18 protein-coding genes are annotated in these 24,643 nt (G+C 72.6%); 12 read left to right on the plus strand and 6 right to left on the minus strand.

Annotated features, from left to right (window positions below; translation table 11 throughout):
• Positions 1-2: 2 nt before the first annotated feature.
• Positions 3-3,401, minus strand: a complete 3,399-nt coding sequence (locus ACZ434_RS24435; RefSeq protein WP_468459257.1) for a S41 family peptidase — start codon at positions 3,399-3,401, stop codon at positions 3-5.
• A gap of 175 nt (positions 3,402-3,576) precedes the next feature.
• Here ACZ434_RS24435 and ACZ434_RS24440 point away from each other — a divergent pair, with 175 nt between their 5' ends.
• Both ACZ434_RS24440 and ACZ434_RS24445 read left to right on the plus strand, forming a co-directional pair.
• Positions 3,577-4,176, plus strand: a complete 600-nt coding sequence (locus tag ACZ434_RS24440; protein ID WP_468459259.1) for a TetR/AcrR family transcriptional regulator — start codon at positions 3,577-3,579, stop codon at positions 4,174-4,176.
• 133 nt (positions 4,177-4,309) lie between these two features.
• Positions 4,310-6,526, plus strand: coding sequence for an MMPL family transporter (locus tag ACZ434_RS24445; RefSeq protein WP_468459261.1), 2,217 nt, complete (start codon positions 4,310-4,312; stop codon positions 6,524-6,526).
• A gap of 117 nt (positions 6,527-6,643) precedes the next feature.
• Here ACZ434_RS24445 and ACZ434_RS24450 read toward each other — a convergent pair whose 3' ends face one another.
• On the minus strand, positions 6,644-7,090 hold the full coding sequence (locus ACZ434_RS24450) for a hypothetical protein (protein ID WP_468459264.1): 447 nt from the start codon (positions 7,088-7,090) through the stop codon (positions 6,644-6,646).
• A gap of 263 nt (positions 7,091-7,353) precedes the next feature.
• On the opposite strand from ACZ434_RS24450, the gene ACZ434_RS24455 reads away from it, so the two are divergent.
• Entirely contained in the window at positions 7,354-7,629 is a 276-nt protein-coding gene (locus ACZ434_RS24455) for a DUF1876 domain-containing protein (protein WP_468459266.1), read from the plus strand.
• Between the two features lie 7 nt (positions 7,630-7,636).
• Here ACZ434_RS24455 and ACZ434_RS24460 read toward each other — a convergent pair whose 3' ends face one another.
• A complete protein-coding gene (locus ACZ434_RS24460; RefSeq protein WP_468459268.1) occupies positions 7,637-8,803 on the minus strand; it encodes a serine hydrolase domain-containing protein in 1,167 nt (388 codons plus the stop codon).
• 203 nt (positions 8,804-9,006) lie between these two features.
• Here ACZ434_RS24460 and ACZ434_RS24465 point away from each other — a divergent pair, with 203 nt between their 5' ends.
• A complete protein-coding gene (locus tag ACZ434_RS24465) occupies positions 9,007-9,369 on the plus strand; it encodes an SsgA family sporulation/cell division regulator (protein ID WP_468459270.1) in 363 nt (120 codons plus the stop codon).
• Positions 9,370-9,394: 25 nt separating this feature from the next.
• On the opposite strand, the gene ACZ434_RS24470 is transcribed toward ACZ434_RS24465, so the two are convergent.
• The 3 genes from ACZ434_RS24470 to ACZ434_RS24480 all read right to left on the minus strand — a co-directional run bounded on the left by ACZ434_RS24470 (position 9,395) and on the right by ACZ434_RS24480 (position 14,904).
• Positions 9,395-11,062, minus strand: a complete 1,668-nt coding sequence (locus ACZ434_RS24470; protein WP_468459272.1) for a penicillin-binding transpeptidase domain-containing protein — start codon at positions 11,060-11,062, stop codon at positions 9,395-9,397.
• A gap of 129 nt (positions 11,063-11,191) precedes the next feature.
• Entirely contained in the window at positions 11,192-12,832 is a 1,641-nt protein-coding gene (locus ACZ434_RS24475) for a penicillin-binding transpeptidase domain-containing protein (protein ID WP_468459274.1), read from the minus strand.
• A gap of 326 nt (positions 12,833-13,158) precedes the next feature.
• Positions 13,159-14,904, minus strand: coding sequence for a dolichyl-phosphate-mannose--protein mannosyltransferase (locus ACZ434_RS24480; RefSeq protein WP_468459276.1), 1,746 nt, complete (start codon positions 14,902-14,904; stop codon positions 13,159-13,161).
• Positions 14,905-14,989: 85 nt separating this feature from the next.
• Here ACZ434_RS24480 and rsmI point away from each other — a divergent pair, with 85 nt between their 5' ends.
• The 8 genes from rsmI to ACZ434_RS24520 all read left to right on the plus strand — a co-directional run bounded on the left by rsmI (position 14,990) and on the right by ACZ434_RS24520 (position 24,600).
• On the plus strand, positions 14,990-15,853 hold the full coding sequence (gene rsmI / locus ACZ434_RS24485) for a 16S rRNA (cytidine(1402)-2'-O)-methyltransferase (RefSeq protein WP_468459278.1): 864 nt from the start codon (positions 14,990-14,992) through the stop codon (positions 15,851-15,853).
• A 148-nt stretch (positions 15,854-16,001) separates the two neighbouring features.
• On the plus strand, positions 16,002-16,358 hold the full coding sequence (locus tag ACZ434_RS24490; RefSeq protein ID WP_468459280.1) for a hypothetical protein: 357 nt from the start codon (positions 16,002-16,004) through the stop codon (positions 16,356-16,358).
• A gap of 10 nt (positions 16,359-16,368) precedes the next feature.
• Positions 16,369-17,250: a TatD family hydrolase gene (locus tag ACZ434_RS24495; RefSeq protein ID WP_468459282.1), complete on the plus strand. Its 882-nt coding sequence runs from the start codon at positions 16,369-16,371 to the stop codon at positions 17,248-17,250.
• A gap of 121 nt (positions 17,251-17,371) precedes the next feature.
• A complete protein-coding gene (locus tag ACZ434_RS24500; protein ID WP_468459284.1) occupies positions 17,372-18,631 on the plus strand; it encodes a ubiquitin-like domain-containing protein in 1,260 nt (419 codons plus the stop codon).
• A gap of 35 nt (positions 18,632-18,666) precedes the next feature.
• Positions 18,667-19,548: a 16S rRNA (adenine(1518)-N(6)/adenine(1519)-N(6))-dimethyltransferase RsmA gene (gene rsmA / locus ACZ434_RS24505; protein WP_468459286.1), complete on the plus strand. Its 882-nt coding sequence runs from the start codon at positions 18,667-18,669 to the stop codon at positions 19,546-19,548.
• Positions 19,545-20,444: a 4-(cytidine 5'-diphospho)-2-C-methyl-D-erythritol kinase gene (locus ACZ434_RS24510; RefSeq protein ID WP_468459288.1), complete on the plus strand. Its 900-nt coding sequence runs from the start codon at positions 19,545-19,547 to the stop codon at positions 20,442-20,444. The genes rsmA and ACZ434_RS24510 overlap by 4 nt, the downstream gene beginning before the upstream one ends.
• A 289-nt stretch (positions 20,445-20,733) precedes the next feature.
• The gene (locus ACZ434_RS24515) at positions 20,734-22,551 is read left to right on the plus strand and encodes an ABC-F family ATP-binding cassette domain-containing protein (protein WP_468459290.1); all 1,818 of its coding nucleotides are present in this window, start codon (positions 20,734-20,736) and stop codon (positions 22,549-22,551) included.
• Between the two features lie 228 nt (positions 22,552-22,779).
• Positions 22,780-24,600, plus strand: coding sequence for an outer membrane protein assembly factor BamB family protein (locus ACZ434_RS24520; protein WP_468459292.1), 1,821 nt, complete (start codon positions 22,780-22,782; stop codon positions 24,598-24,600).
• Positions 24,601-24,643 lie beyond the last annotated feature (43 nt).

The raw sequence follows: 24,643 nt of genomic DNA on the forward strand, positions 1-24,643 counted from the left end.
CCTCACGTCCTCGGCGGCAGCTTCGGCCGGGAGCGGTCCGGAACGTCCTTGTAGCCGGGCGGAGTTGCCGGGGGCCTGGCCTCCAACTGCTCCAGGGCGAGCCGTACCGCGTCGTCCAGCACCGCGTACCGGCCCTCGGCCCAGTCCAGCGGGGTGCGCAGCGCCTCCAGGTCGGGTTCGACGCCCTTGTTCTCCACGGACCAGCCGTACGCGTCGAACCAGGCCGCGTTCATCGGCACCGTGATCACCGTGCCGTCCCCGAGCCGGTGCCGGCCGGTCATGCCGACCACGCCGCCCCAGGTGCGCCGGCCCACCACCGGCCCCAGGCCGAGGAGTTTGAACGCGGCGGTGATCATGTCGCCGTCGGAGCTGGTCGCCTCGTCCGCCAGTGCCACGACCGGTCCGCGCGGGGCGTTGGAGGCGTACGACACGGGCTGGGCGTTGCGGGTGAGGTCCCAGCCGATGATGGTACGGGTCAGCTTCTCCACGACGAGTTCGCTGATGTGCCCGCCGGCGTTGCCGCGCACGTCCACGATCAGCGCGGGCCGGGACATCTCCCTGCGCACGTCGCGGTTGAACTGGGCCCAGCCGGAGCCGCCCATGTCGGGGATGTGCAGGTAGCCGCAGCGGCCGCCGCTCAACTCCCGTACGACGGCGCGGCGTTTGGCGACCCAGTCCTGGTAGCGCAGGGGTGTCTCGTCGATCAGCGGGACGACGGCGACCCTGCGGGCCGGGCCCTCGCCCCCGGCGGGCAGGAAGGTCAGCTCGACCGTCGTACCGCCCGCGCCGGCCAGCAGCGGATAGGGGCCGGTGACGGGGTTCACCGGGCGGCCGTCGACGTGGGTGAGGACGGCGCCCTCGCGGATGCCGGCGCCGGCCAGCGGGGAGCGGGCGCGGGAGTCGGAGGAGTCGCCGGGCAGGATGCGCTTGACGGTCCAGCCCTCCTCGCGGGGCACGAGGTTGGCGCCGAGCAGGCCCTGGCGGCGCTGGTAGTGCGGGGGGCCCTCGTTGCGGCGGGCGGCGCTGACGTAGGCGTGGGAGGTGCCGAGCTCGCCGAGGACCTCACGCAGCAGGTCGGCGAACTCGTCGGGGGAGGCGACCCGTTCGACCAGCGGGCGGTACTGGTCCAGGACCGCGTCCCAGTCGATGCCGCACATGTCCGGTTCCCAGAAGTAGGCGCGGATCAGCCGCCCGGCCTCCGCGTACGCCTGGCGCCACTCGGCCGCCGGGTCGGCCTCGTGCAGGATGCGGCGGGCGTCGATCCACACCGTGGAGTCGCCGTCGCCGGGCTCGGTGGCGGGCATCGCGCGCAGTTCGCCTTCGTCGACCACGACCAGCCGGGTGCCGTCGCCGCTGACCGCGAAGAAGTCCAGGTCGGCGACGAGTTCGGACCGCTTGGCCTTGCCGATGTCGAAGTGTTCGAGGGCGGGCCGGCCGCTGGTGTCGTTGGGGTTGACGAAGGTCTCGCCGAGCGCGCCGGAGATCGGCCAGCGCAGCCACACCAGACCGCAGCCCGCGACCGGATGCAGCCCCGAGTACTTGGAGGCGGCCACCGGGAAGGGGGTGACCCTGCTCTCCAGGCCCTCCGCCTCCACGGTCACCGTGCCGCCCTCGCCGCTCTCCTCGGCCTCCTCCCGCTCGACCGGGTCCAGGCCCCCGGCCGCCGGACGGCCCTCCGGGTTGAGGGCGAACGGGGAAGGGGTCGCCGACGACAGCGGCACCAGATAGGGGCGGCAGCCCAGCGGGAAGGACAGGTCGCCGGTGTGCACATCGTAGACCGGGTCGAAGCCGCGCCAGGAGAGGAAGGCGAGGTAGCGGCCGTCCCGGGTGAAGACCGGGTTCTCGTCCTCGAAACGGCCGTTGGTGACGTCGAGGACCAACCGGTCCTTGATCCGGGCGAGTTTGATCTGCCGCAGGGACCGCCCGATCACGGGGTGGGACCAGGCCAGCCAGGCGCCGTCCGGGGAGAAGGCGAGGTCGCGCACCGGCCCGTTGCCGGAGTGGATCAGCTCGGTGACCCCGCCTCGGCTCTCCCCGGGGACCTCGCCCTGGCTCTCCCCGGTGGCCCCGCCTCGGCTCTCCCCGGGGACCTTGCCCTGGCTCTCCCCGGCGGCCCCGTCCCGGCTCTCCCCGGCGACGTCCCCCTGGCTCTCCCCAGCGACCTCCCCTCGGCTCTCCTCGCCGGTGTCGACCAGTAGCAGCCGTCCGTCGTGGGCCGCGATCGCCAGGCGCTGTCCGTCCGGGTCGGCCACCATCTCCAGCACCCGGCCCAGCTTCCCCGCGGCCAGCCGCCGGGGTGGGCGCTGGCCGGTCGCCCGCGGCAGGGAGGCGATCTCGACGGCGTCCTCGCCCTCGGCGTCCGTCACGTACGCCACCTGGCCCCCGGCGCCGAGCATCTCCGGCAGCCGGACCCGTACGCCCGGGGTGTCGGTGAGGGTGCGGGCCGGGCCGTCGCGGTGGGTGAGCCAGTACAGGCTGCCGCGGACGACGACGGCGCTCGCCCGGCCGGTCTCGTCGACGGAGATGCCGTCCAGGTGCTGCGCGGCCGGGACCTGGTAGGGGCGCCGGCCGGCCCGCGGGCTGTTCAGCCGCACGTCGAGCCGGCGCGGGAGCGAGCCCGGGGACAGGTCGTCCACGATCCACAGGTCGCCGGCGCACTGGTAGACGACCCGGGTGCCGTCACTGGCGGCGTGCCGGGCGTAGAAGGCGTCGTGGTCGGTGTGGCGGCGCAGGTCGGAGCCGTCGTAGGCGCAGGAGTACAGGTTGCCGACGCCCTCGTGGTCGGAGAGGAAGGCGATCCGGCCGGCGACGAACATGGGCGAGTGCAGATGGCCGTCGAGCCCGTCGAGCAGCCGGTGCCCGTGCAGCCAGAGCCTGCCCGTCGCGCCGCCCCGGTAGCGCTTCCAGGAGGCGGGTTCGTGCGGCGGGGTGCCGGTGAGCAGCAGCGACTTGCGCTCCCCGGCGATGTCGGCGACCTGGATGTCGGAGACCGGGCCCCAGGGCAGTTTGCGGCCGGGGCTGCCGTCGCAGTCGAGATTGTAGGCCCAGGTGAAGTAGGAGAAGGGCTCGCCGTGCGAGGCGACGGCGAGGATCTCGGCGTGGCCCTCGTCGTCGGGGGGAGCCCAGCCGCAGACCCGGGTGTCGGTGCTGCCCCAGTAGGTGAGGCGCCGGCCGGGTCCGCCGTCCACCGGGACGAGGTGCACCTCCGGGTCGAGGCTGCGCCAGCTCGTGTACGCGATGTGCCGGCCGTTGGGGGAGAAGCGCGGGTGGCCGAGCTTGGTGCGGTCGACGGTGAGCCTCCAGGCGCGGCCGGGTCCGTCCAGCGGCGCGAGCCAGAGGTCGTCCTCGGCCACGAAGCACAGCAGGTCGTCCTTGAGGTGCGGCAGACGCAGATAGGTCACCCTCCCCATGCTTTTCCGGGGGACGGACCGCAGCAACTTATGCCGGGCCGACAACCGTGACCCAGAACACGAACGAAACCGTTTCGTTTCGTTAGCGGGTGGGGTACGGTCGTCCTGTACGAAACCGTGTCGTTCTCTTTGACACGGCGGGAGTCGGAGCGGAAGGGTGAGCGGAATGAGCGAAGTCGCGACGGCACGTCGCAGCCGGATCACCCCCGAGCGCGAGGCCGAGCTGTACGGCGCCGTGCTCGACCTGCTCCGCGAGGTCGGGTACGACGCCCTCACCATGGACGCCGTGGCCGCCCGCACCCGGTCCAGCAAGGCCACCCTCTACCGCCAGTGGGGCGGCAAGGCCGAGCTGGTGGTGAGAGCACTGCACAGCCAGAAGCCCGGCAGCATCGCCGGCATCGACACCGGAACCCTGCGGGGTGACCTGCACGCCGTCATCGACCGCGAGGACGACTGCGTCATGGAGCAGCACGCGGCGCTGATGCGGGCCCTGGCCATGGCGGTGCACCAGAACGACGATCTCCGTCAGGCGTTCAAGGAACTCCTGGTCGAACCGGAGATGGACGAGTTCCTGCGGATGATCCGGCGCGCGGTCGACCGGGGCGAGGTCCGCCCCGACAACCCGGCGCTGGACTACATGGTGCACATGCTCATCGGCGCGTTCGCCACGCGGACACTGATCGACGACCTGCCGCCCACGCGGGAGTTCCTCCTCTCGTACATCGACGCCGTGGTCCTCCCCGCCCTCGGCGTGTCCTCCTCCTGACCGTTCCCCGGGTCAGCCGCGCACAAGTCAGCCACGCACCACGAGTCAGCCACCACCTGACGTCTCCGCTCACGTCGTCGGGCTGATCACACCTGCCCCGAAGCAACCACGACCTGACCGGGAGTACGCCCCCGTGGCCACTTTCCTCTACCGACTCGGCCGGTTCGCCTTCCGGCGACGGCACTTCACCGCCCTGTTCTGGGTGGCGCTGCTGGCGCTCGCGGGCGTCGGCGCGGCCGGCGCCCCCGCCGCCGGCAACTCCTCCTTCTCCATCCCCGGCACCGAGGCCCAGCAGGCCTTCGACCTGCTCGAGGAACGCTTCCCCGGCTCCAGCGCCGACGGGGCCACCGCCCGCGTCGTCTTCCAGGCGCCGGACGGCGAGAAGATGACCGACGCCGGCAACAAGGCGACCGTCCAGGACACCGTCGACGCACTCGCCGGCGGCGCCGAGGTCGCCTCCGTCACCGACCCCTACCAGGCCGGCGGCGTCAGCCAGGACGGCGGCATCGCCTACGCCTCGGTGAGCTACAAGGTCTCCGGCATGGAGCTGGAGGACACCTCCCGCGACGCGCTGGAAGCCGCCGCCGAGGACGCCCGCGACGCCGGCCTGACCGTCGAGATCGGCGGTGACGCCCTCCAGGCCATGCCGGAGACCGGCACCGCCGAGATCATCGGCATCGGCATCGCCGCGATCGTCCTCGTCATCACCCTCGGCTCCCTGCTCGCCGCCGGACTGCCGCTGCTCACCGCGCTCGTCGGCGTCGGCATCGGCGTCGCGAGCATCACCGCCCTGGCCGGCACACTCGACCTCGGCTCCACCACCTCCATCCTGGCCATGATGATCGGCCTCGCGGTCGGCATCGACTACGCGCTGTTCGTCGTCTCCCGCTACCGGGCCGAACTGGCCGAGGGCCGCGAACGCGAGGAAGCGGCCGGCCGGGCCGTCGGCACCGCCGGCTCCGCGGTGGTCTTCGCCGGCCTGACCGTCGTCATCGCCCTGGTCGGCCTGTCCGTCGTCAACATCCCGATGCTGACGAAGATGGGCATCGCCGCCGCCGGCACGGTCGCCCTCGCGGTCCTCATCGCCCTCACCCTGGTCCCCGCCCTGCTCGGCTACGCCGGCCGCCGGGTGCGCCCCGCCGGCGAGAAGAGCAAGCTGCTCGGCGGCCGCCGCGGCAACGGCGAGCAGAAGGCGGAACGCCCCAACATGGGCACCCGCTGGGCGAGTTTCGTCGTACGCCGCCCGCTCGCCGTGCTGCTGCTCGGCGCGGTCGGACTGGGCGTCGCGGCCGTCCCGGCGGCCTCGCTGGAACTGGGCCTGCCCGACGACGGCTCACAGCCGACGTCCACGACCCAGCGCCGCGCCTACGACCTGCTCTCCGAGGGCTTCGGCCCCGGCTTCAACGGTCCGCTGGTGGTCGTCGTCGACGCCAAGGACGCCGGTGACCCGCAGGCGGTCTTCAAGGGGGTCGGCGACGACATCAAGGCCCTCGACAACGTGGTGAACACCGGCCCGGCCCAGCCCAACAAGGCCGGCGACACGGCGACGATCACGGTGATCCCCGACTCCAAGCCCTCCTCGGTGACCACCGAGGACCTGGTGCACGACATCCGCGACGCCGCCGGCACCGACTTCATCGCCGACGGCCAGGCGGACGTCCTCGTCACCGGCGCCACCGCCATGAACATCGACGTCTCGCAGAAGCTCAACGACGCGCTGGTGCCGTACCTGGTCCTCGTGGTCGGCCTGGCCTTCCTGCTGCTGATCGTCGTGTTCCGCTCGATCCTGGTCCCGCTGAAGGCGGCCCTCGGCTTCCTGCTCTCCGTCCTGGCGGCCCTCGGCGCGGTCGTCGCGGTCTACCAGTGGGGCTGGCTGTCCGGCCTGATGGGCGTCGAGGAGACCGGCCCGATCATGTCGATGATGCCGATCTTCATGGTCGGCGTGGTCTTCGGACTGGCCATGGACTACGAGGTGTTCCTCGTGACCCGGATCCGGGAGGCCTACGTCCACGGCGAGAAGCCGTCCCAGGCCGTCGTGACCGGCTTCAAGTACAGCGCCCGGGTGGTCACCGCCGCCGCGGTCATCATGATGGCGGTGTTCGCGGGCTTCATCGGCTCCAGCGACTCGATGGTCAAGATGATCGGCTTCGGTCTCGCCGTCGCCGTCCTCTTCGACGCGTTCGTCGTCCGCATGGCGATCGTGCCGGCCGTACTGGCCCTGCTCGGCAAGCGGGCCTGGTGGCTGCCGAAGTGGCTGGACCGCGCCCTGCCCAACGTCGACGTCGAGGGCGAGTCCCTGAGCACGCGGGACGCCCCGAAGGACGGGGACAAGGAACTCGTACGGGCCTGACACCCCGGTACGCACAGAAACCAGCCGGTGAGGGCCCCGTGGGGACGGGGAGCCCTCACCGGCTTCTTCCGCCTTCGGACTGCGCCTGCTCCCCCGCCAGGGAGCACGCGCGGTGCCTCACAGGTGCCGGCTGCCCGAGATGATGGAGATCTTCCAGGTGGCGGTCCCGCCGGTCACCCGGATCGCCAGGCGCTGGGCCTCCTCAGGGGTGTGGATGACCCCGACGGTGCGCACGCCGTCGCAGGCGACGGGATGGGGTTTCCCGGCACCCGTCAGGTCGACGATGGTCACCTCACCGTTGCCGGAGCAGCCGGCGTACACGGTGTAGGCCTGCTCGGACGGCGTGAACTCGGGCAACTCCGCATCGGCGGTACCGGAGGTCTCGGGCACGAGTACCCGCGCCGTCTGCGGAACTTCCAGGTCGGGCGGCTGCGGGGCACCGGTGGGCTCGGTGGACGGCGTCCGGCTCGCTCGCGCGGAAGGGTCCGTATCGGCGGAGTCGGTACACCCGCCCAGGAAGAACACCACCAGCGCGGCGGCAGCGGCAGTGGGACAGCGGCGCATGGAGGCCTCCGGGAGAAGAGTCGGTCGAGGACCCCCGGCACTGATGGCCGGGGGCCGGATCGGGCTCGACGCCACCGGCAGTACCTTTCGGATCGCTGGCCGAAAAGCGATGAAGGATGAAACGGGGCACCAGGTGGCACAAGGGGCGGTTTCCGCGCCGGTGGGTGCGGGTGTCCTCGTGTCTCCTTCGGTGCCGTGCGGGCAGGTGCATCCGGCCAGGGAGAGGCGCACCCTGGAATGAGAGCAATCCGGAGGTGATCGTCATGATGCACACCGCAGTGGGATGGCATGTGGAGCTGGAGTTCAAGGAAGACGACCAGCACACGCGCGCGGCGGCCATGGTCCGGCTGCCCGACGGGACCGAGGTGCGGGCGAACGGACACGCCAACCGGCACTACACCGACGCGAATCAGCCACGGGTCGGGGAGGAGATCGCCGGTGCGCGGGCGCTGAACGAACTCGCCATGCAGATGCTGACCAAGGCGCACGGCGAGATCGACGACGCGTCGGGGCGTACCTCGCACCCCATCCACATGTAGCCGGGATTCAGCCCGGCAGCGCCTGCCGTACCGCCCGTATCAGGGACTGCGCCCGGGGATCCGCCGTCACCGTCCTGCGGAAGCCGTTGGTGACGTAGCCGAAGGCGATGCCGGACTCCGGGTCGGCGAAGCCGAGGGAGCCGCCGCGGCCGGGGTGGCCGAAGGAGCCCGGGGCGAGGAAGGGGGAGGCGCTGCCGTGCAGCATGTAGCCGAGGCCGAAGCGGGTGGAGACGACCAGGACCCGGTCGGGGCCCGCCGACTCCTCCGCACGGGCGCGTTCGACGGTGGCCGCGTCGAGGAGGCGGACGCCGTCGACCGGGCCGATGAGCGAGGCGTAGAAGCGGGCCAGCCCGTCCGCCGTCGCGACTCCGTTGGCGGCGGGCAGGGCGGCCGCGCGGAACACCGGATCGTTCTGGTCCGGGAAGGGGCTGATCGCGGCGAAGGCGCGGCGGGTGAGCGAGGACCGGTCGGCGTAGGCGTCGCTGACCGAGCGCTTGGGACGGGCGCGCAGCGCCCCGGACGGCTCCGGCCCCTCGATCCGGCCGACCGTGCCGACGCGGTGGGCCTGCGCGTCCGGCAGCCCGACCCACAGGTCCGCGCCCAGCGGGCCGGCGATCTCCGACGCGATCCACTCACCGGATCCCCGGCCGGTCACGCGCCGCACCAGCTCGTCGAGGAGCCAGCCGTAGGTCAGGGCGTGGTAGCCGTGGTCCGTGCCCGGCTCCCACACGGGAGCCTGGGCGGCGACGGCCTCGGCGGCCCGCGGCGGGTCGGCCGCCTCGGCCGGGGTGAGCGGCCGGTCGAGGACCGGCAGCCCGGCACGGTGGTTCAGTACGTGCCGGACCAGCAGCCCTTCCTTGCCGTGCGCCTTGAACTCCGGCCAGTACGCGGCGACGGGCGCGTCCAGGTCCAGCTCGCCCCGCTGCTGCAGCAGCAGGAGTACGGCCGCGGCGACGCCCTTTGTCGCCGAACGCACCACCTGCGCGGTGTCCCGCCGCCAGGGCCCGGTGCCGTCGACGTCCTTCACCCCGGCCCACAGCTCGGCGACCCGGCGTCCGTCCCGGTACACGGCGACGGCCGCGCCCCGCTCGCCGAGCCGGTCGAAGTTCCGCGCGAACGCCTCCCGGACCGGCTCGAAACCCTCGGCCACTGTGCCGTGCACGTCGACGTCCACGTTCCTGTCGGTCCTTCCGCTCGCCCGCGCACCATGTGTCCGCGTCAACCCGCCCGTGACACCGGGTCCAACAGCGCCCGCCCGCCCGGGATTCCTCGCCGCCCGGAAGCGCGCGTTCCGAAACGGGTGCACGATGGAAGGGGGAGTGGGTATACGGCTTGCACGGCTTTGGTGCAGATCGACGCAGCGTAAGGGGCCCACGGATGTCCGCAGTCGAGCAGTACGCGCGAGTCCACATCGTCACGGATGCCGATCCCCGGCTGGAGAACGGCGGGGCCGTCCCCGTGGTGCTGCGGTACGACCCCGAGGACGACCCCCTGTGCGTGCGGGTGCGGCTGCCCGGCGGCGTGCCCCGCGAGTGGGCCGTGGAGCGGGAGTTGCTGGAGCGGGGCCTGCGCGCCCCCGCGTCCGGCGACGACATACGGGTGTGGCCGTGCGGCCGGGTGCAGGCCGTGGTCGAGTTCCACACCCCGCAGGGCGTCTCGGTGGTGGAGTTCGACACCAAGGCCCTGACCCGGTTCCTGCGCCGCACCTACGCCGCCGCCGCGCAGCCGGTGCCGCACTGAGCCCCTTCCGGCCCCTCCGAGCCGCTCAGCCGCCGTTCTTCAGCAGCGCCGCCACGATCGGCCCGGCCGTCGAACCTCCGTGGCCGCCCGCCTGCACCACACCGGCGGCCGCCAGGTCACCCCGGTACGCGGTGAACCAGCCGTTGGGCTTCTTCTGGCCGTCCACCTCGGCCGACCCCGTCTTCGCGCCCTTGTCCCCGCTCACCCCGGCCATCGCCTCCGCCGCCGTGCCGGAGGTGGCGGTGTACGACATCAGCTCCCGCAGCTGCGCGAGCGTGCCGGGCGACAGGGTGCGCGAGGCCGTCGCCAGCTTGCGCCCGTCGACCTCGGGGGAGACCAGGTACGGCTGGTGGAAGACGCCCGCCTTGACCGTCGCCGACACCGACGCCATGTTCAGCGGGTTCATCCGCACCCCGCCCTGGCCGATCAGGGAGGCCCCCATCGGGGCGTCCTTCTGCACCGGCACCCGGCCGTCGAAGGTCGGCACACCGACCTGCCAGTCGTTCATCCCCAGCCCGAACACCTGCTGGGTGTGCTCGGTCAGGTCGTCGTTCTCCAGCTCGGGTGCCTGGCTGATGAAGGCGGTGTTGCAGGAACGGGCGAAGCTCGCCCGGAACGTGCCGTCCTTGATCTCGAACTTGTCGAGGTTCTGGAACTTCCAGCCGCCGTAGCTGAAGTACTTGGGGCACGGGTGCTTCTCGTCCATGGAGGCGAGCCCTTTCTCGATCAGCATCGAGGCGGTGACCACCTTCATCGTGGAGCCCGGGGCGAGCGAACCCTGGAACGCGGTGTTGAAACCGCGCGAGGAGTTCGCCACCGCGAGTATCTCCCCGGTCGACGGACGCAGCACCACGACCGACGCCCGCTTCTTCCGCCCCACCTGCTCCTCGGCGGCGGCCTGCAGGGACGGGCTCAGCGTGGTCTTCACCGTGCCGGGTGTGCCCTCGCTCAGCTCCAGCAGCGTCTTGTCGGACAGCTTCGCCTTCTCCGACTCCTCGCCGCGCACGATCCGCAGCTCGATACCGGCCGTGCCGCCCGCCTTCTCGCCGTACTTGGCGCGCAGCCCGTCCAGCACCGACCCCAGGGACGGGTACTTCTCGGTGGTCAGCTCCCCGCCGTCCCGGTCCAGCGCCCGCACCGGCGGGGTACCGGCCTCGCCGGTGACCAGCTTGTCGCCGTCCCCGAGGTCGGGGTGCAGCACGGACGGCTGCCAGTCGACCCGCGGCTCACCGTCCCCGGCCCGGCGCACCACGGTCAGCGCGCTGTCGTACGCCAGCGGCTTCGCGGTGTCCCCGTACGACACCGTGCCCTTCAGGGCGAAGGGGACCGTGCCGCCGGCGGCGGTGCCCGGGGTGAGGGTGACGTCGCCGACCCGGGCGTCCTTGGCGTAGGCGGTGAGCAGGGCGGTGGCGGCCGCGGGGTCGTCCGTGGCGGCGGCGGCCTCGGAGACCTCGCCGGCGCCCCAGGCGGTGAGGAAGCGTTCGGCGGCGGTGGTGACCTCGGCGGCGGACAGCGGTCCGCTCTTGACGTCCTGCTGCGCGGCGGCCGTCCGGGTGCCGTCCCCGGCGCCGTCGCCTGCCAGCAGCGCGTAGGCGCCGAAACCACCGCCGCCGACGACCACGGCGATCGCCGCGCCGATCACGGCGGGCCTCGTCCGCCGCCGCTCACCGGCTGCGCGCACTCTGTTCCCCACTGTTTCCGATCCTCCGCTGCCCGCCGGTCCCCCGTGACCCGCGTGGCTCTCGTGGCGCTCGTGTCCCCCCTGGCGCTTCCGTGCGCGCGACGATCACCACCCTAGAGTCCCGCCGGCCGTGTGGCGCGGTCAGCCGGCCGCTCGTAGCACGGCTGCGACAATCGGACCGGCCGCGTCCCCGCCGTGGCCGCCCTGCTGGGCCATGGCCGCCGCCGCGACATCGCCCCGGAAGCCGGTGAACCAGCTGTCCGCGGTGGCGTTGCCGTCGACCTCCGCGGAACCCGTCTTCGCGCCGATGTCCCCGCGGAGCCCGGACATGGCCTCCCGCCCGGTGCCCTGCGTGGCGGTGAGCCGCATCATCTGCTTCAACTGGGCGGCCGTGCCCGCCGGCAGGCCCTTGGCCCGTGCGAGCTGCCGGTCGTCGAGGTCCGGGGAGACGAGATACGGCTGGCGGAAGGTGCCGGTGATGGCGGTGGCCGTCACGGAGGCCATGTTCAGCGGGTTCATCTGCACCTGGCCCTGGCCGATGGCGTTCGCCGCCTGGTCCGGGCCGCCGACGGCGGGAACGCTGCCGTCGAAGGAGGCGATGCCGGTCTTCCAGTCGTCCCGGCCCAGCCCGAACCGCTCCTGCGCCTCCCGGGTGAGGGAGTCCTCGCCGAGCGGCTTCTCGTCGATGAGCTTGATGAAGGCCGTGTTGCAGGAGCGCAGGAAACTGTTGGCGAGGGTGGCGCCCTCGTTCGGCTTCATGCCGGTGAGGTTCTTGAAGGTCTGGCTCCGCCACACGGCGCTCGGCGGGCAGGGCGCCGGCCCGTTCATCGAGGTCACCCCGTTGTCGATGAGCATCGCCGCGGTGATGATCTTCATGGTGGAGCCGGGGGCGACCTGACCCTGGAAGGCCGCGTTGAACCCGTCCGCACGGTGGTTGGCCACCGCCAGCACCTCACCGGTGCTCGGCTGCACCGCCACCACCGACGACTCGGCGAACTGCTTCACCGCCTTCTCGGCCGCCGCCTGCACCCCGGCGCTCAGGGTGGTGCGCAGCTTGCCCGGCTCGCCCTCGGCGAGCGTCAGCAGCGGGGTGTCCGCGGCGGCCCCGCCGGCCGCTCCCTCCGCGTGCCGGACCACCAGCTCGACACCCGGGGTACCGCCCGCCTGCGCGCCGTACTTCTGGCGCAGGGTGTCCAGGATCGGGCCGAGGGAGGGGTACTTCTCCTTCGTCAGCACCTTGCCGTCGCGGCCCACGGCCTCGATCGGCGGCTGCGCGGACTCCTCGGTGACGAGGGTGTCGCCGTCCTTCAGATCCGGATGCACCACGGACGGCTTCCAGTCCACCAGCGCCCGTCCGGTGCTCTCCCCGCGGACCACGGTCAGCTCACTGCCGTAGCTCAGCGGCTTCGACTTCCCGCCGAAGGAGACGGTCCCCTTCACGGTGAACGGCACGGTGGTGCCGGTGGCCGTGCCGGGGGTTATCTCGACACCCCCGATGTGCGCCTCCTCGCCGAACCCCGTCAACAGCCCGCCGGCCTCCTGCGCGTTGTTCGTGTACGACGCGGCCTGCTCCGCCTGCCCCTTCTCCCACGCCCCGAAGAACGCCTCGGTCGTCTTCCTGACCTCGTCCTGGTCCGGCGGCCCCGACCTCTTCGACTCCGCGGCGCCGCCGCCCCCGTCACCGCCCACGGCCGACACGATGTTGTACGCCCCGTACCCCGCCCCGCCCACCATCACCGCGAACACCCCGCCGATGACGGCGACCTTGACCCCCCTGCCCATCGGACGACCCCCTCCTCCACCGGCCCCCCACGTCTTCTGAACGTGTTCAGAAAGCCCGGCGCGTGAGCACTCTATGCGCTGCGGGTGCCGACCGGGGCGTCTGTTTCCGTTTGTTGTCCCAATGGAGACCGTCCGCGACCGCCGCCACGGCCGGACCCGGCCGCCACGCCCTCACGCGACGGTGTACGACGTCGTGTGAGGGGTCGACGCGGAACGGACCGGCCAACTGCCCGTCCACTACACCGAGGACGTACGAGGCCCAGCAACTGACCGGCCGGAAGCAGGAGAAGGGCAAGCGCCGCTTCGGCCGTAAACGGCGCTAGCGGCTACACCCACGTGTCCAGCCACATCCGCGCCCGCCAGTCGTCGATCGGGATCGGGGTGCCGGTGAAGATGGGCCAGAAGTAGATGAAGTTCCAGGCGATCAGCAGGGTCAGGACGCCGGCTGCCGTCGCGCCCGCGACGCGGCGGGTGTCGGTGGAGCGGGGTGGGCCGACGAGGGCGCCCAGGAGCATCGCCACGGCCAGGCAGAGGAAGGGGAGGAAGACGATGGCGTAGAAGAAGAAGATGGTGCGTTCCTGGTAGAGGAACCAGGGGGCGTAGCCGGCCGCGATGCCGCAGGCGATGGCGCCGGCGCGCCAGTCGCGGCGGAAGAACCAGCGCCACAGGACGTACAGCAGCGCGAAGCAGCCCACCCACCACAGCATGGGTGTGCCGATGGCCAGGACCTCCTGGGCGCACTTCTCGCCCGCGTCGGCGGGGCAGCCGTCGGTGCCGGGGGCGGGGGACTCGTAGAAGTACGACACCGGGCGGCCGGTGACGATCCAGCTCCACGGGTTGGACTCGTAGGTGTGCGGCGAGGACAGGCCGACGTGGAAGTCGTAGACCTGGTTCTCGTAGTGCCACAGGCTGCGCCACCAGTCGGGGAACAGCCAGGACCAGGCGCTGTCGCGGCCGTCCTCGACCGCCCAGTCGCGGTAGTAGCCGCCGGTCCCGTCGGAGGGGGAGAGGATCCAGCCGAGCCAGGTCGCGAAGTAGGTGACCACCGCCACCGGCACCGTGGACAGGAACGCCCAGCCCAGGTCGCGCCGCAGCACCGCCATCCGGGGGCGCCGGGCGCCCGCGACCCGGCGCGCGCCGACGTCCCACAGCACCGCCATCACACAGAACGCGGCCATGATGTACAGCGCGTTCCACTTGGTGCCGATGGCCAGGCCCAGCATCAGGCCGGCCGCCAGCCGCCAGGGACGGAGGCCGATCCGGGTCGTCTCGGCGACGTGCGCGTCGGGCCGGGCCCGCCCCCCGGAGTCCACCGGCAGGGCGGCGGCGAGCTTCGCCCGCGCCCGGTCCCGGTCGATCAGCAGGCAGCCGAACGCCGCCAGCACGAAGAACATCAGCACGCCGTCCAGCAGCGCGGTCCGGCTCATCACGAAGTGCAGCCCGTCCACCGCCATCAGCGCGCCCGCGAGGCAGCCGAGGAACGTGGAGCGCAGCAGCCGCCGCCCGATCCGGCACAGCATCAGCACCGAGAGCGTGCCGAGCAGCGCGGTCATGAACCGCCAGCCGAACGGGTCGAAGCCGAACATCAGCTCGCCCAGCCCGATGACGTACTTCCCGACCGGCGGATGGACCACGTACGCCGCGTCGGTGGGGATCGGGACGTCCCCGCCGGAGTTCAGGATCAGACCGTTGGCGTTCTTGTCCCAATTGACCTCGAACCCGCGGTGGACCAGCGCCCACGCGTCCTTCGCGTAGTACGTCTCGTCGAATATCACCGCCTTCGGGCTGCCCAGGTTCCAGAACCGCAGCACCCCCGCCAGCAGGGTCACCAGCAGCGGACCGCCCCACGCCGACCAGCGCGTGAGGCGCTTCGCCAGCAGCGGCGGCACGCCGAGCGTCGACCACAGCCGGCCCGAGGGCCGGGTGTACGGCGGGACCAGACGGTCACGGACGTCGCCTCTCGGGTCCGGCCCCCGGTGGCCGAAACGCCGCAGCCGCTGCTGCCACGTCTGCCGCTGCTCGAACGGCGACTGCTCCTGCCGGGTGTCCGTGGAGGACGCGGTACTGGTCACCGCGCCATCGTAGGGAACGGCGCTGTGTGAGTCCCGCGCATGGGCGGTATGCCCCGCCTCCGTCCGCAACTGGGAGGATGGGCCCGTGACCGGAACCCTCGTACTCGCAGGCACCCCCATCGGCGACATCTCCGACGCGCCGCCCCGGCTCGCCGAGGAACTCGCCGGCGCCGACGTGATCGCCGCCGAGGACACCCGCCGGCTGCGCCGGCTGACCCAGGGGCTCGGCGTGACGCCCAAGGGCCGGGTCGTGTCGTACTTCGAGGGCAACGAGTCCGCCCGCACCCCCGAACTCGTCGAGGAGCTGACCGGCGGCGCGCGCGTGCTGCTGGTGACGGACGCCGGGATGCCGTCCGTGTCCGACCCCGGCTACCGGCTCGTCGCCGCCGCCGTCGAGCGGGACGTCGAGGTCACCGCGGTGCCCGGGCCGTCCGCCGTGCTCACCGCGCTCGCCCTGTCCGGGCTGCCCGTCGACCGGTTCTGCTTCGAGGGGTTCCTGCCGCGGAAGGCCGGAGAGCGGCTGGCGCGGCTGCGCGAGGTCGCCGGCGAGCGGCGCACCCTCGTCTACTTCGAGGCCCCGCACCGCCTCGACGACACCCTCGCCGCGATGGCCGAGGTGTTCGGCGCGCAGCGGCGGGCCGCCGTCTGCCGGGAGCTGACCAAGACGTACGAGGAGGTCCGGCGCGGCCCGCTCGCCGAGCTGGCCGCGTGGGCGGCCGAGGGCGTGCGCGGGGAGATCACCGTGGTCGTCGAGGGCGCGCCGGAGAAGGGGGCCGAGGAGGTCGACGCGGCCGAGCTGGTGCGCAGGGTGCGGGTGCGGGAGGAGGCGGGGGAGCGGCGCAAGGAGGCCATCGCCGCGGTGGCCGTGGAGGCGGGGCTGCCCAAGCGGCAGGTCTTCGACGCGGTGGTCGCGTCCAAGAACGCCGCCGGCGGTCCGCGGGGCGGGTAAAGGATTCGGGGCACTTTGGCAAGCCACGGCCAAATCGGTCCCAATAGTCGGTTACCCCTCGTGCCTTCGCGGTGGCCGGGGAGTCCACTGGAGATGAGGACGGATCCGGGTTCGGATCCGCCCGGCCAGTGGAGCGACAGGAGCCGGTATGACGGAGATCTCGGGGCTCAGCGGGCTGCGGGCGGGCGCCACCGCCGTGGTCGACGAGGCGTACGCCTTCGCCTGCATGCGCTGCGGTTACGGCTGGGAGCAGGCGTACGAGATAGAGCACCACACCGATGCCGACGGCCACCAGTTCGTGCTGTACGTGGCGGACGGGCGGATCGTGCCCTCCCCGCTGAACCGGCCGACGTGCCGCAACTGCGACGGCCACCTCGTGCGGATCCTGCGCCCGGGGCGGGTCGCCTCCGCCCGGGACGCCGCCCACCGCGAGCGCCTGGTGCCCGCCGCCGGGCCGGTCGAGGTGCCGTGGGAGCCCGACGAGAGGCCGGCGGCCCTTCCGTAGGATCGGGGGCATGTCTGCGAACGCCCCCGACAAGAACGCCGCGCCGCCGCCCCCGGAGCCCCTGCGGGTGCCGGTCGCGGACTCGCACACCCATCTCGACATGCAGTCCGGCACGGTCGAGGAGGCCCTCGCCAAGGCCGCGTCGGTGGGCGTGACGACGGTGGTGCAGGTCGGCTGCGACCTCAAGGGGTCCCGGTGGGCGGCGCAGACGGCGGCGGCCTACGACGCGGTGCACGCCACGGTCGCCCTGCATCCCAACGAGGCCCCGCGGATCGTCCACGGGGACCCCGACGGCTGGTCCCGGCAGGGCGCCCGCGAGCCGGGCGGGGACGCGGGTCTCGACGAGGCGCTCGCCGAGATCGACCGGCTCGCCGCGCTGCCGCAGGTCAAGGGCGTCGGCGAGACGGGCCTCGACTACTTCCGCACCGGGCCCGAGGGCAAGGAGGCGCAGGAGCGGTCCTTCCGCGCCCACATCGAGATCGCCAAGCGGCACGGCAAGACGCTGGTCATCCACGACCGCGACGCCCACGCCGACGTCCTGCGCGTGCTGAAGGAGGAGGGCGCACCCGAGCGCACCGTCTTCCACTGCTACTCGGGGGACGCCGAGATGGCGCGGACCTGCGCGAGCGCCGGGTACTACATGTCGTTCGCCGGGAACGTCACCTTCAAGAACGCACAGAACCTGCGGGACGCGCTCGCCGTGGCCCCGCTGGAGCTGGTCCTGGTGGAGACCGACGCGCCGTTCCTCACCCCGGTGCCCCACCGCGGCCGGCCGAACGCCCCCTACCTGGTGCCGGTCACCGTGCGTGCCATGGCGGCCGTGCGGGGCATCGACGAGGACACCCTGGCCACGGCCCTCGGGGCGAACACGGCGCGCGCCTTCGGCTACTGACGCAGCCCACGCTCGCGCACGGTCCGTAGTCGTGTCGCTTGGGTGAGTGATCGGCGCTCGGCTAGGTTCTGGGAGCCCGATGGGGCCCCGTACCCCCTGGCCAGCACTGGAGCGTGTCGGCGTGAGCACCACCCTGCGGTTCGAGACGTACGAGAAGACGTGCCCGGCCCACGCGGTCTGCGGTGATCTGCACGAGACGGAGACCCTTCCCGCCCTCCCCCGCCGCACGCCCCGCCCCGCACCGGCCCGGCGGCCCGCGCACCGCCGCCGCGGACGGTACGCCGAGCGGGCGGACGGAGTGCGCCGGCTGCTGCCGCAGGCGCTGGTCGTGGCGTTCCTCGCCGGCGGCACCAGCGCCTTCGTCGCCGATGACAAGGCCGTCGAGCTGAACGTCGACGGCCGCACCCGCACCCTGCACACCTTCGCCGACGACGTCACCGAACTGCTCACCGAGGAAGGCGTACGGACCGGTCCGCACGACGTGATCACGCCCGCCCCCGGAACGGCGCTCGGCCACGGCGACGAGATCGAGGTGCGCCACGGGCGCCCCCTGCTGCTGACCCTCGACGGCCGGCGGCGCGAGGTGTGGACGACGGCGCACACGGTGGAAGGGGCGCTCCGGGAGCTGGGGGTGCGCGTGGAGGGCGCGTACCTGTCCACCGCGCGCTCCCGGCGCATCGGCCGCGAGGGGCTCGCGCTGGACGTCCGCACCGAACGCTCGGTGACCGTCATGGCGGACGGGCGGGCCCGCGCCCTGCGCACCAACGCCGCGACCGTGGCCGAGGCCGTACGGCAGGCCGGTGTCACCCTGCGCGGCCGGGACACCACCTCCGTCGCCCCCGGCAGCTTCCCGCGCGACGGCCAGACCGTCACCGTGCTGCGGATCACCGACGGCAGACAGACCCGCGACGAGGCGATCCCCTACACCGAGGTGCGGATCGAGGACCCCGCGCTGACCCGGGGCACCCAGGTCGTCGACCGGCAGGGACGGCCGGGGCTGCGCCGCCTCACCTACGCCCGGCGCACCGTCAACGGCGTCCGGCAGAAGCCACGCCTGCTGCGCTCCGAGGTGGTGCGCGAGCCGGCCCCGCAGCGGGTGCGGGTCGGCACGAGCACGCCCCCGGCGTCGGTGCGGGGAGCGGACGGGCTGAACTGGGCGGCGCTGGCGCAGTGCGAGTCCGGGGGCCGGGCCGACGCCGTGGACGCCTCGGGGACGTACGGCGGGCTGTACCAGTTCGACACCGCGACCTGGCGGAGCCTCGGCGGCAGCGGACGGCCCCAGGACGCGCCGCCGGCGGAACAGACGTACCGCGCCAAGAAGCTCTACGTCCGCAGCGGCGCGGGCGCCTGGCCGCACTGCGGGCAGCGGCTGCGGGCGTGACCTGGGCCGCTCCGTCGGCCCCGTACCCTTGTCCCGTGACCAGCCCCACCCCCGACGCCCTCCTGGGCCCCGCCGACATCCGTGAACTGGCGGCCGCCCTCGGCGTACGGCCCACCAAGCAGCGCGGCCAGAACTTCGTCATCGACGCCAACACGGTGCGCCGTATCGTCCGCACCGCCGAGGTCCGCCCCGACGACGTGGTCCTCGAGGTCGGCCCCGGGCTCGGCTCGCTGACGCTGGCGCTGCTGGAGGCCGCCGACCGGGTCACCGCCGTCGAGATCGACGACGTCCTCGCCGCCGCGCTGCCCGCCACCGTCGCCGCCCGCATGCCCGGGCGCGCCGACCGGTTCGCGCTGGTCCACTCCGACGCGATGCACGTCACCGAACTGCCCGGCCCCGCCCCCACCGCGCTCGTCGCGAACCTCCCCTACAACGTGGCCGTCCCCGTGCTGCTGCACATGCTGGAGACCTTCCCGAGCATCGAACGCACCCTGGTCATGGTCCAGTCGGAGGTCGCCGACCGGCTCGCCGCCGCACCCGGCTCGAAGGTGTACGGCGTGCCCTCGGTCAAGGCCAACTGGTACGCGGAGGTCAAGCGGGCGGGTGCCATCGGGCGGAACGTCTTCTGGCCCGCCCCGAACGTCGACAGCGGCCTGGTGTCGCTGGCGCGCCGCGCGGAGCCGCCGAGGACCACCGCCTCCCGGCGCGAGGTGTTCGCCGTCGTCGACGCGGCCTTCGCCCAGCGCCGCAAGACGCTGCGGGCCGCGCTCGCCGGATGGGCCGGTTCGGCGGCAGCGGCGGAGGCCGCCCTCGTCGCGGCGGGGGTCTCGCCGCAGGCGCGCGGGGAGTCCCTGACCGTCGAGGAGTTCGCCCGCATCGCCGAACACGCCACGAGCAAGGAGCCGGGTCAGCAGTGAGCGTCACCGTCCGCGTCCCCGCCAAGGTCAACGTCCAGCTCGCGGTCGGCGCGGCCCGCGCCGACGGCTTCCACGACCTGGCCAACGTCTTCCTCGCGGTGGGCCTCTACGACGAGGTCACCGTCACGGCGGCCGACGAGCTGCGGGTCACCTGCTCCGGCGGCGACGCCGGCCAGGTCCCCCTGGACCGTACGAACCTCGCCGCCCGCGCCGCCCTGGCACTCGCCGAGCGGTACGGACGCGACGCCGACGTCCACCTCCACATCGCCAAGGACATCCCCGTCGCCGGCGGGATGGCGGGCGGCAGCGCGGACGGCGCCGGTGCCCTGCTGGCGTGCGACGCGCTGTGGGGGACGGGCGCCTCGCGCGAGGAGCTCCTCGACATCTGCGCCGAGCTGGGCAGCGACGTGCCGTTCAGCCTGGTGGGAGGGGCGGCGCTGGGCACCGGACGGGGCGAGCGGCTGACGGAGCTGGAGGTCGGGGGGGCCTTCCACTGGGTGTTCGCGATGGCCTCGCGGGGGCTGTCCACACCGGCGGTGTTCCGGGAGTTCGACCGGCTGGGGGAGGGGCGGGAGATTCCCCGGCCCGTGGCCTCCCAGGAACTGCTCGACGCCCTGGCCAAGGGGGACGTCGACGCGCTCGCCGCCGTCGTCTCCGGCTCCAACGACCTTCAGCCGGCGGCGCTGTCGCTGTTCCCGGAACTGGCGGACACGCTCGCGGCGGGGCGTGCGGCGGGGGCACTGGCCTCGCTGGTGTCCGGGTCGGGGCCGACCACGGCGTTCCTGGCGCGGGACGCGGAGGGGGCGGAGGGGATCGCGGGTGCGCTGATCTCTTCGGGCACCTGCCTCACGGTGCGTACGGCGGCGGGGCCGGTGCCGGGGGCGACGGTCGTCTGAAACGCTCGGGGCCGCGTTTCGACCGGGCCCAGGTCGACGCCGTCACCGGGCTGGACCGGACCGGTTTCCGGGCAAGCCCGGTGACGGCGTCGGCCCGCACCCCCGTGACAGCCGGTCCGGGGCCGTTGGGCTCGTCGAGGACGACGGTCATCTCCCGCTCAGGTCGTCCACGGTGCAGCCGTCCGTTTCCGATCACGTCCTCACGAAGAGTGACTGTCTCCTCGCGTCCCGGGCCCGTTCCGCGAGGCCCTACGCTGGAAAGCTGATCGATCCACCGGGCAGGAGAGAAATGGCCGTCAATCTGGTCAATGTCGAGAACGTCAGCAAGGTGTACGGCACACGTGCGCTGCTCGACGGGATCTCCCTCGGCGTCTCCGAGGGGGACCGGATCGGGGTCGTGGGGCGCAACGGCGACGGCAAGACCACCCTCATCCGGATGCTCGCCAAGCTGGAGGACGCCGACACCGGGCGGGTGACCCACTCCGGCGGGCTGCGGCTCGGGGTGCTCACCCAGCACGACTCCCTCGACCCGGCCGCCACCGTCCGGCACGAGGTCATCGGCGACATGGCCGACCACGAGTGGGCCGGGAACGCCAAGGTCAGGGACGTACTGACCGGGCTGTTCGGCGGGCTGGACCTGCCCGGGTTCCCCAAGGGCCTGGACACCGTCATCGGTCCGCTGTCCGGCGGTGAGCGACGGCGGATCGCGCTCGCCAAGCTGCTCATCGAGGAGCAGGACCTGATCGTCCTCGACGAACCGACCAACCACCTCGACGTCGAAGGCATCGCCTGGCTCGCCCAGCACCTGCGGGAGCGCCGGTCCGCGCTGGTCTGCGTCACCCACGACCGCTGGTTCCTCGACCAGGTCTGCACCCGCATGTGGGACGTGCAGCGCGGCGACGTGTACGAGTACGAGGGCGGCTACTCCGACTACGTCTTCGCCCGCGCGGAACGCGAGCGCATCGCCGCCACCGAGGAGGCCAAGCGGCAGAACCTGGTCCGCAAGGAGCTGGCCTGGCTGCGGCGCGGCGCTCCCGCGCGGACGTCGAAGCCGCGGTTCCGGGTGGAGGCCGCGAACGAGCTCATCAAGGACGTACCGCCGCCCCGCGACAGCAGCGAGCTGATGAAGTTCGCCTCCTCGCGGCTCGGCAGGACGGTGTTCGACCTGGAGGACGTGACCGTCCAGGCGGGGCCCAAGGTGCTGCTCAAGCACGTCACCTGGCAGCTCGGCCCCGGAGACCGCATCGGCCTGGTCGGCGTCAACGGCGCCGGGAAGACGTCCCTGCTGCGGGCGCTGGCGGAGGCCGCGCGCAGCGAGGGCGAGAAGCAGCCCGCGGGCGGCAGCATCCGCGTCGGCAAGACGGTCAAGCTGGCGTACCTGTCCCAGGAGGTCGCCGAACTCGACCCCACCTGGCGGGTGCTCCAGGCCGTGCAGGCGGTGCGCGAGCGCGTCGACCTCGGCAAGGGGCGCGAGATGACCGCCGGGCAGCTCTGCGAGACCTTCGGGTTCGGCAAGGAGAAGCAGTGGACACCGGTCGGGGACCTGTCCGGCGGTGAGCGGCGGCGGCTGCAACTGCTGCGGCTGCTGATGGACGAGCCCAACGTCCTCTTCCTCGACGAACCCACCAACGACCTCGACATCGAGACCCTCACCCAGCTCGAGGACGTCCTCGACGGCTGGCCCGGATCGATGATCGTCATCTCCCACGACCGGTTCTTCGTCGAGCGCACCACCGACCGCGTGTTCGCACTCCTCGGCGACGGCACCCTGCGGATGCTGCCGCGCGGCATCGACGAGTACCTGGAGCGCCGCAAGCGGATGGAGGAGGCCGCCGCCGCCTCGGTGGCCGCCGTCCCGGCCGCGGCGACCCAGGGCTCCGCGCCGGAGAAGAGCGCCGCCGACCAGCGCGCCGCCAAGAAGGAACTGCAGAAGATCGAGCGGCAGCTCGACAAGATCTCCGAGAAGGAGACCAAGCTGCACGCCGCCATCGCCGAGAACGCCACCGACTTCGCGAAGGTGGGCGAACTGGACGCCGAACTGCGGGAGCTGTCCGGTCAGCGGGAGGAACTCGAGCTGCGCTGGCTGGAATTGGCGGAGGACGCCTGAACCGGACATACGGGGCCGGGGCGCGCGTGACGTGAAGAGAGCGTGCAGGCGCGTAACGGAGGCATCACGGGCCGGTCCTCCCTTGGGAACAGGGGCGGATACGGCCCGGTGGTGTGTCGGTGCCGGGTGATACAAAGGGCCAGTCCGGGAAACGTCCGAAAACGGCTCCGGGTTCGCCACACACCTCAGGGCGTGGCTAAAAATCAGTGAGTAAGGGGGAACGCGCTGATGTCTCAGCCGCCCGACCAGTCGCCCCAGGGCGGCTTCGGACCGCCGCAGGATCCGCCGCCCGGTGGCGGGTTCGGGGCTCCGCAGACACCGCCGCCGAGTGGCGGGTTCGGTGCGCCGGAGACGCCGCCGCCGAGTGGTGGGTTCGGTGCGCCGGAGACGCCGCCGTCCAGTGGTGGGTTCGGGGCTCCGCAGACGCCGCCGCCCCCGGCCGGTGCGCCACAGCCCGGGTACGGCTACCCGCAGCAGCCGGGCCCGTACAACTCCGGCCCCTACGGGCAGCCGCAGCAGCCGGGACCGTACGGTCAGCCCGGATACGGCTACCCGCAACCGCAGTTCCCCGGCGCGCCCGGCACGCCGCCCGGCGGCTCCGGCTCCCGCAACCCCTTCAAGGGCAAGCCCGCCCTCGTCGCCGGCGCCGCGGTGGCCGCGCTGCTCCTGATCGGCGGGACCGTGTACGCCGTCTCCGGTGACGACGGCAAGAAGGACAAGCCCGTCTCGAAGCAGACCGACGACCCCAAGCCGGGCACCTCCGGCGGCGCCCCGGTCAACCCCGGCGACGGCAGCGGCGACGGCGGCGACGAGCCCGAGGACCTCAACGAGGGCCGCCAGGCCGGTGAGTCGAAGGTGCTCTGGTACAAGGAGGCGCCCGACGCCCCCGGTTCCGGCGCGGACGCACCCGGTATGTGGATCACCGGCAAGACCGTGGTGAAGGCCGCCTACAAGGAGCTCTCCGGCTACGCCGTCGCCGACGGCAAGCCCGCCTGGGAGACCATCGCCTTCCCGGAGGAGATCTGCTCGGTCACCTCGCAGAAGACGGCCGATGACAAGATCGTCGTTGCCTACAAGAGCGGCAAGAGCGACCGGGCCAAGTGCAACCAGCTCCAGCTCATCGACCTCGACACCGGCGAGAAGGGCTGGACCGCGGAGGTCGCCGACGGCGACCTGTTCGACTCCGCCCTCTCCATCGAGCTGTCCCTGGCGGGCAACACCCTCATGGTGGGCCGCTCGCAGTCCGGCACGGCCTACGACGTGACCACCGGCAAGAAGCTCTTCGACGCCAAGAAGTACGGCGACGCCCCCTGCTTCCCCTCCGCCTTCGCGGGCGGCACGCGGCTGATCCAGGTCGCCTCCTGCGGCGCCGGCGGCGACAACGCGCACGACGAGGTCCGCGAGCTCGACCCCAGGACCGGCAAGGTCAAGTGGACGTACGCGTACGAGAAGGGCTGGCGGGTCGAGCGGGCCTTCTCCGTCGACCCCGCCGTCGTCTACGCCACCAAGGAGGAGGACGGCGACAAGAAGGCCTGGAACATCGCCGCCTTCACCGCCGCCGGCAAGCTGCGCTCACAGGTCTCGGTCGACGAGAAGTTCGACCCCGGCTGCGGCTGGGCGATCCTCGCCCGTGACCTCCAGGGCTGCCAGGGCGCCGCCGTCGACGGGGACACCCTCTACCTGCCCACCGAGGCCACCACCGGCGCCAACGAGATCGTCGCGATCAGCCTCGCCAACGGCAAGGAGCTGTGGCGCGAATCCTCCCCCGTCGAGGAGTCGATGGTGCCGATGAAGGTCGAGGCCGGCAAGCTCATCGCCTACGTCGAGCCCTCGTACGACGCGGGCGGCAGGGTCGTCGCCCTCCCCGTCACCGGCGGCAGCCACAAGCCGGCCGAGCTGATGCGGAACCCGCAGGGCGTCGCGGACATCGAGAACGGGTTCTTCAGCAAGGACATCGACTGGGTCGACGGGCGCTTCTACATCTCGACCACCCGGCTGACCGGAAACGACGAATCGAAGGAGAAGTTGATGCTCGCCTACGGCAAGTGAGAGCCGTCCTCATCACTTTCCCGCCGCCCGTCGTCCCCTTCTC

The sequence above is a fragment of the Streptomyces sp. NPDC030893 genome (genome assembly GCF_055571535.1).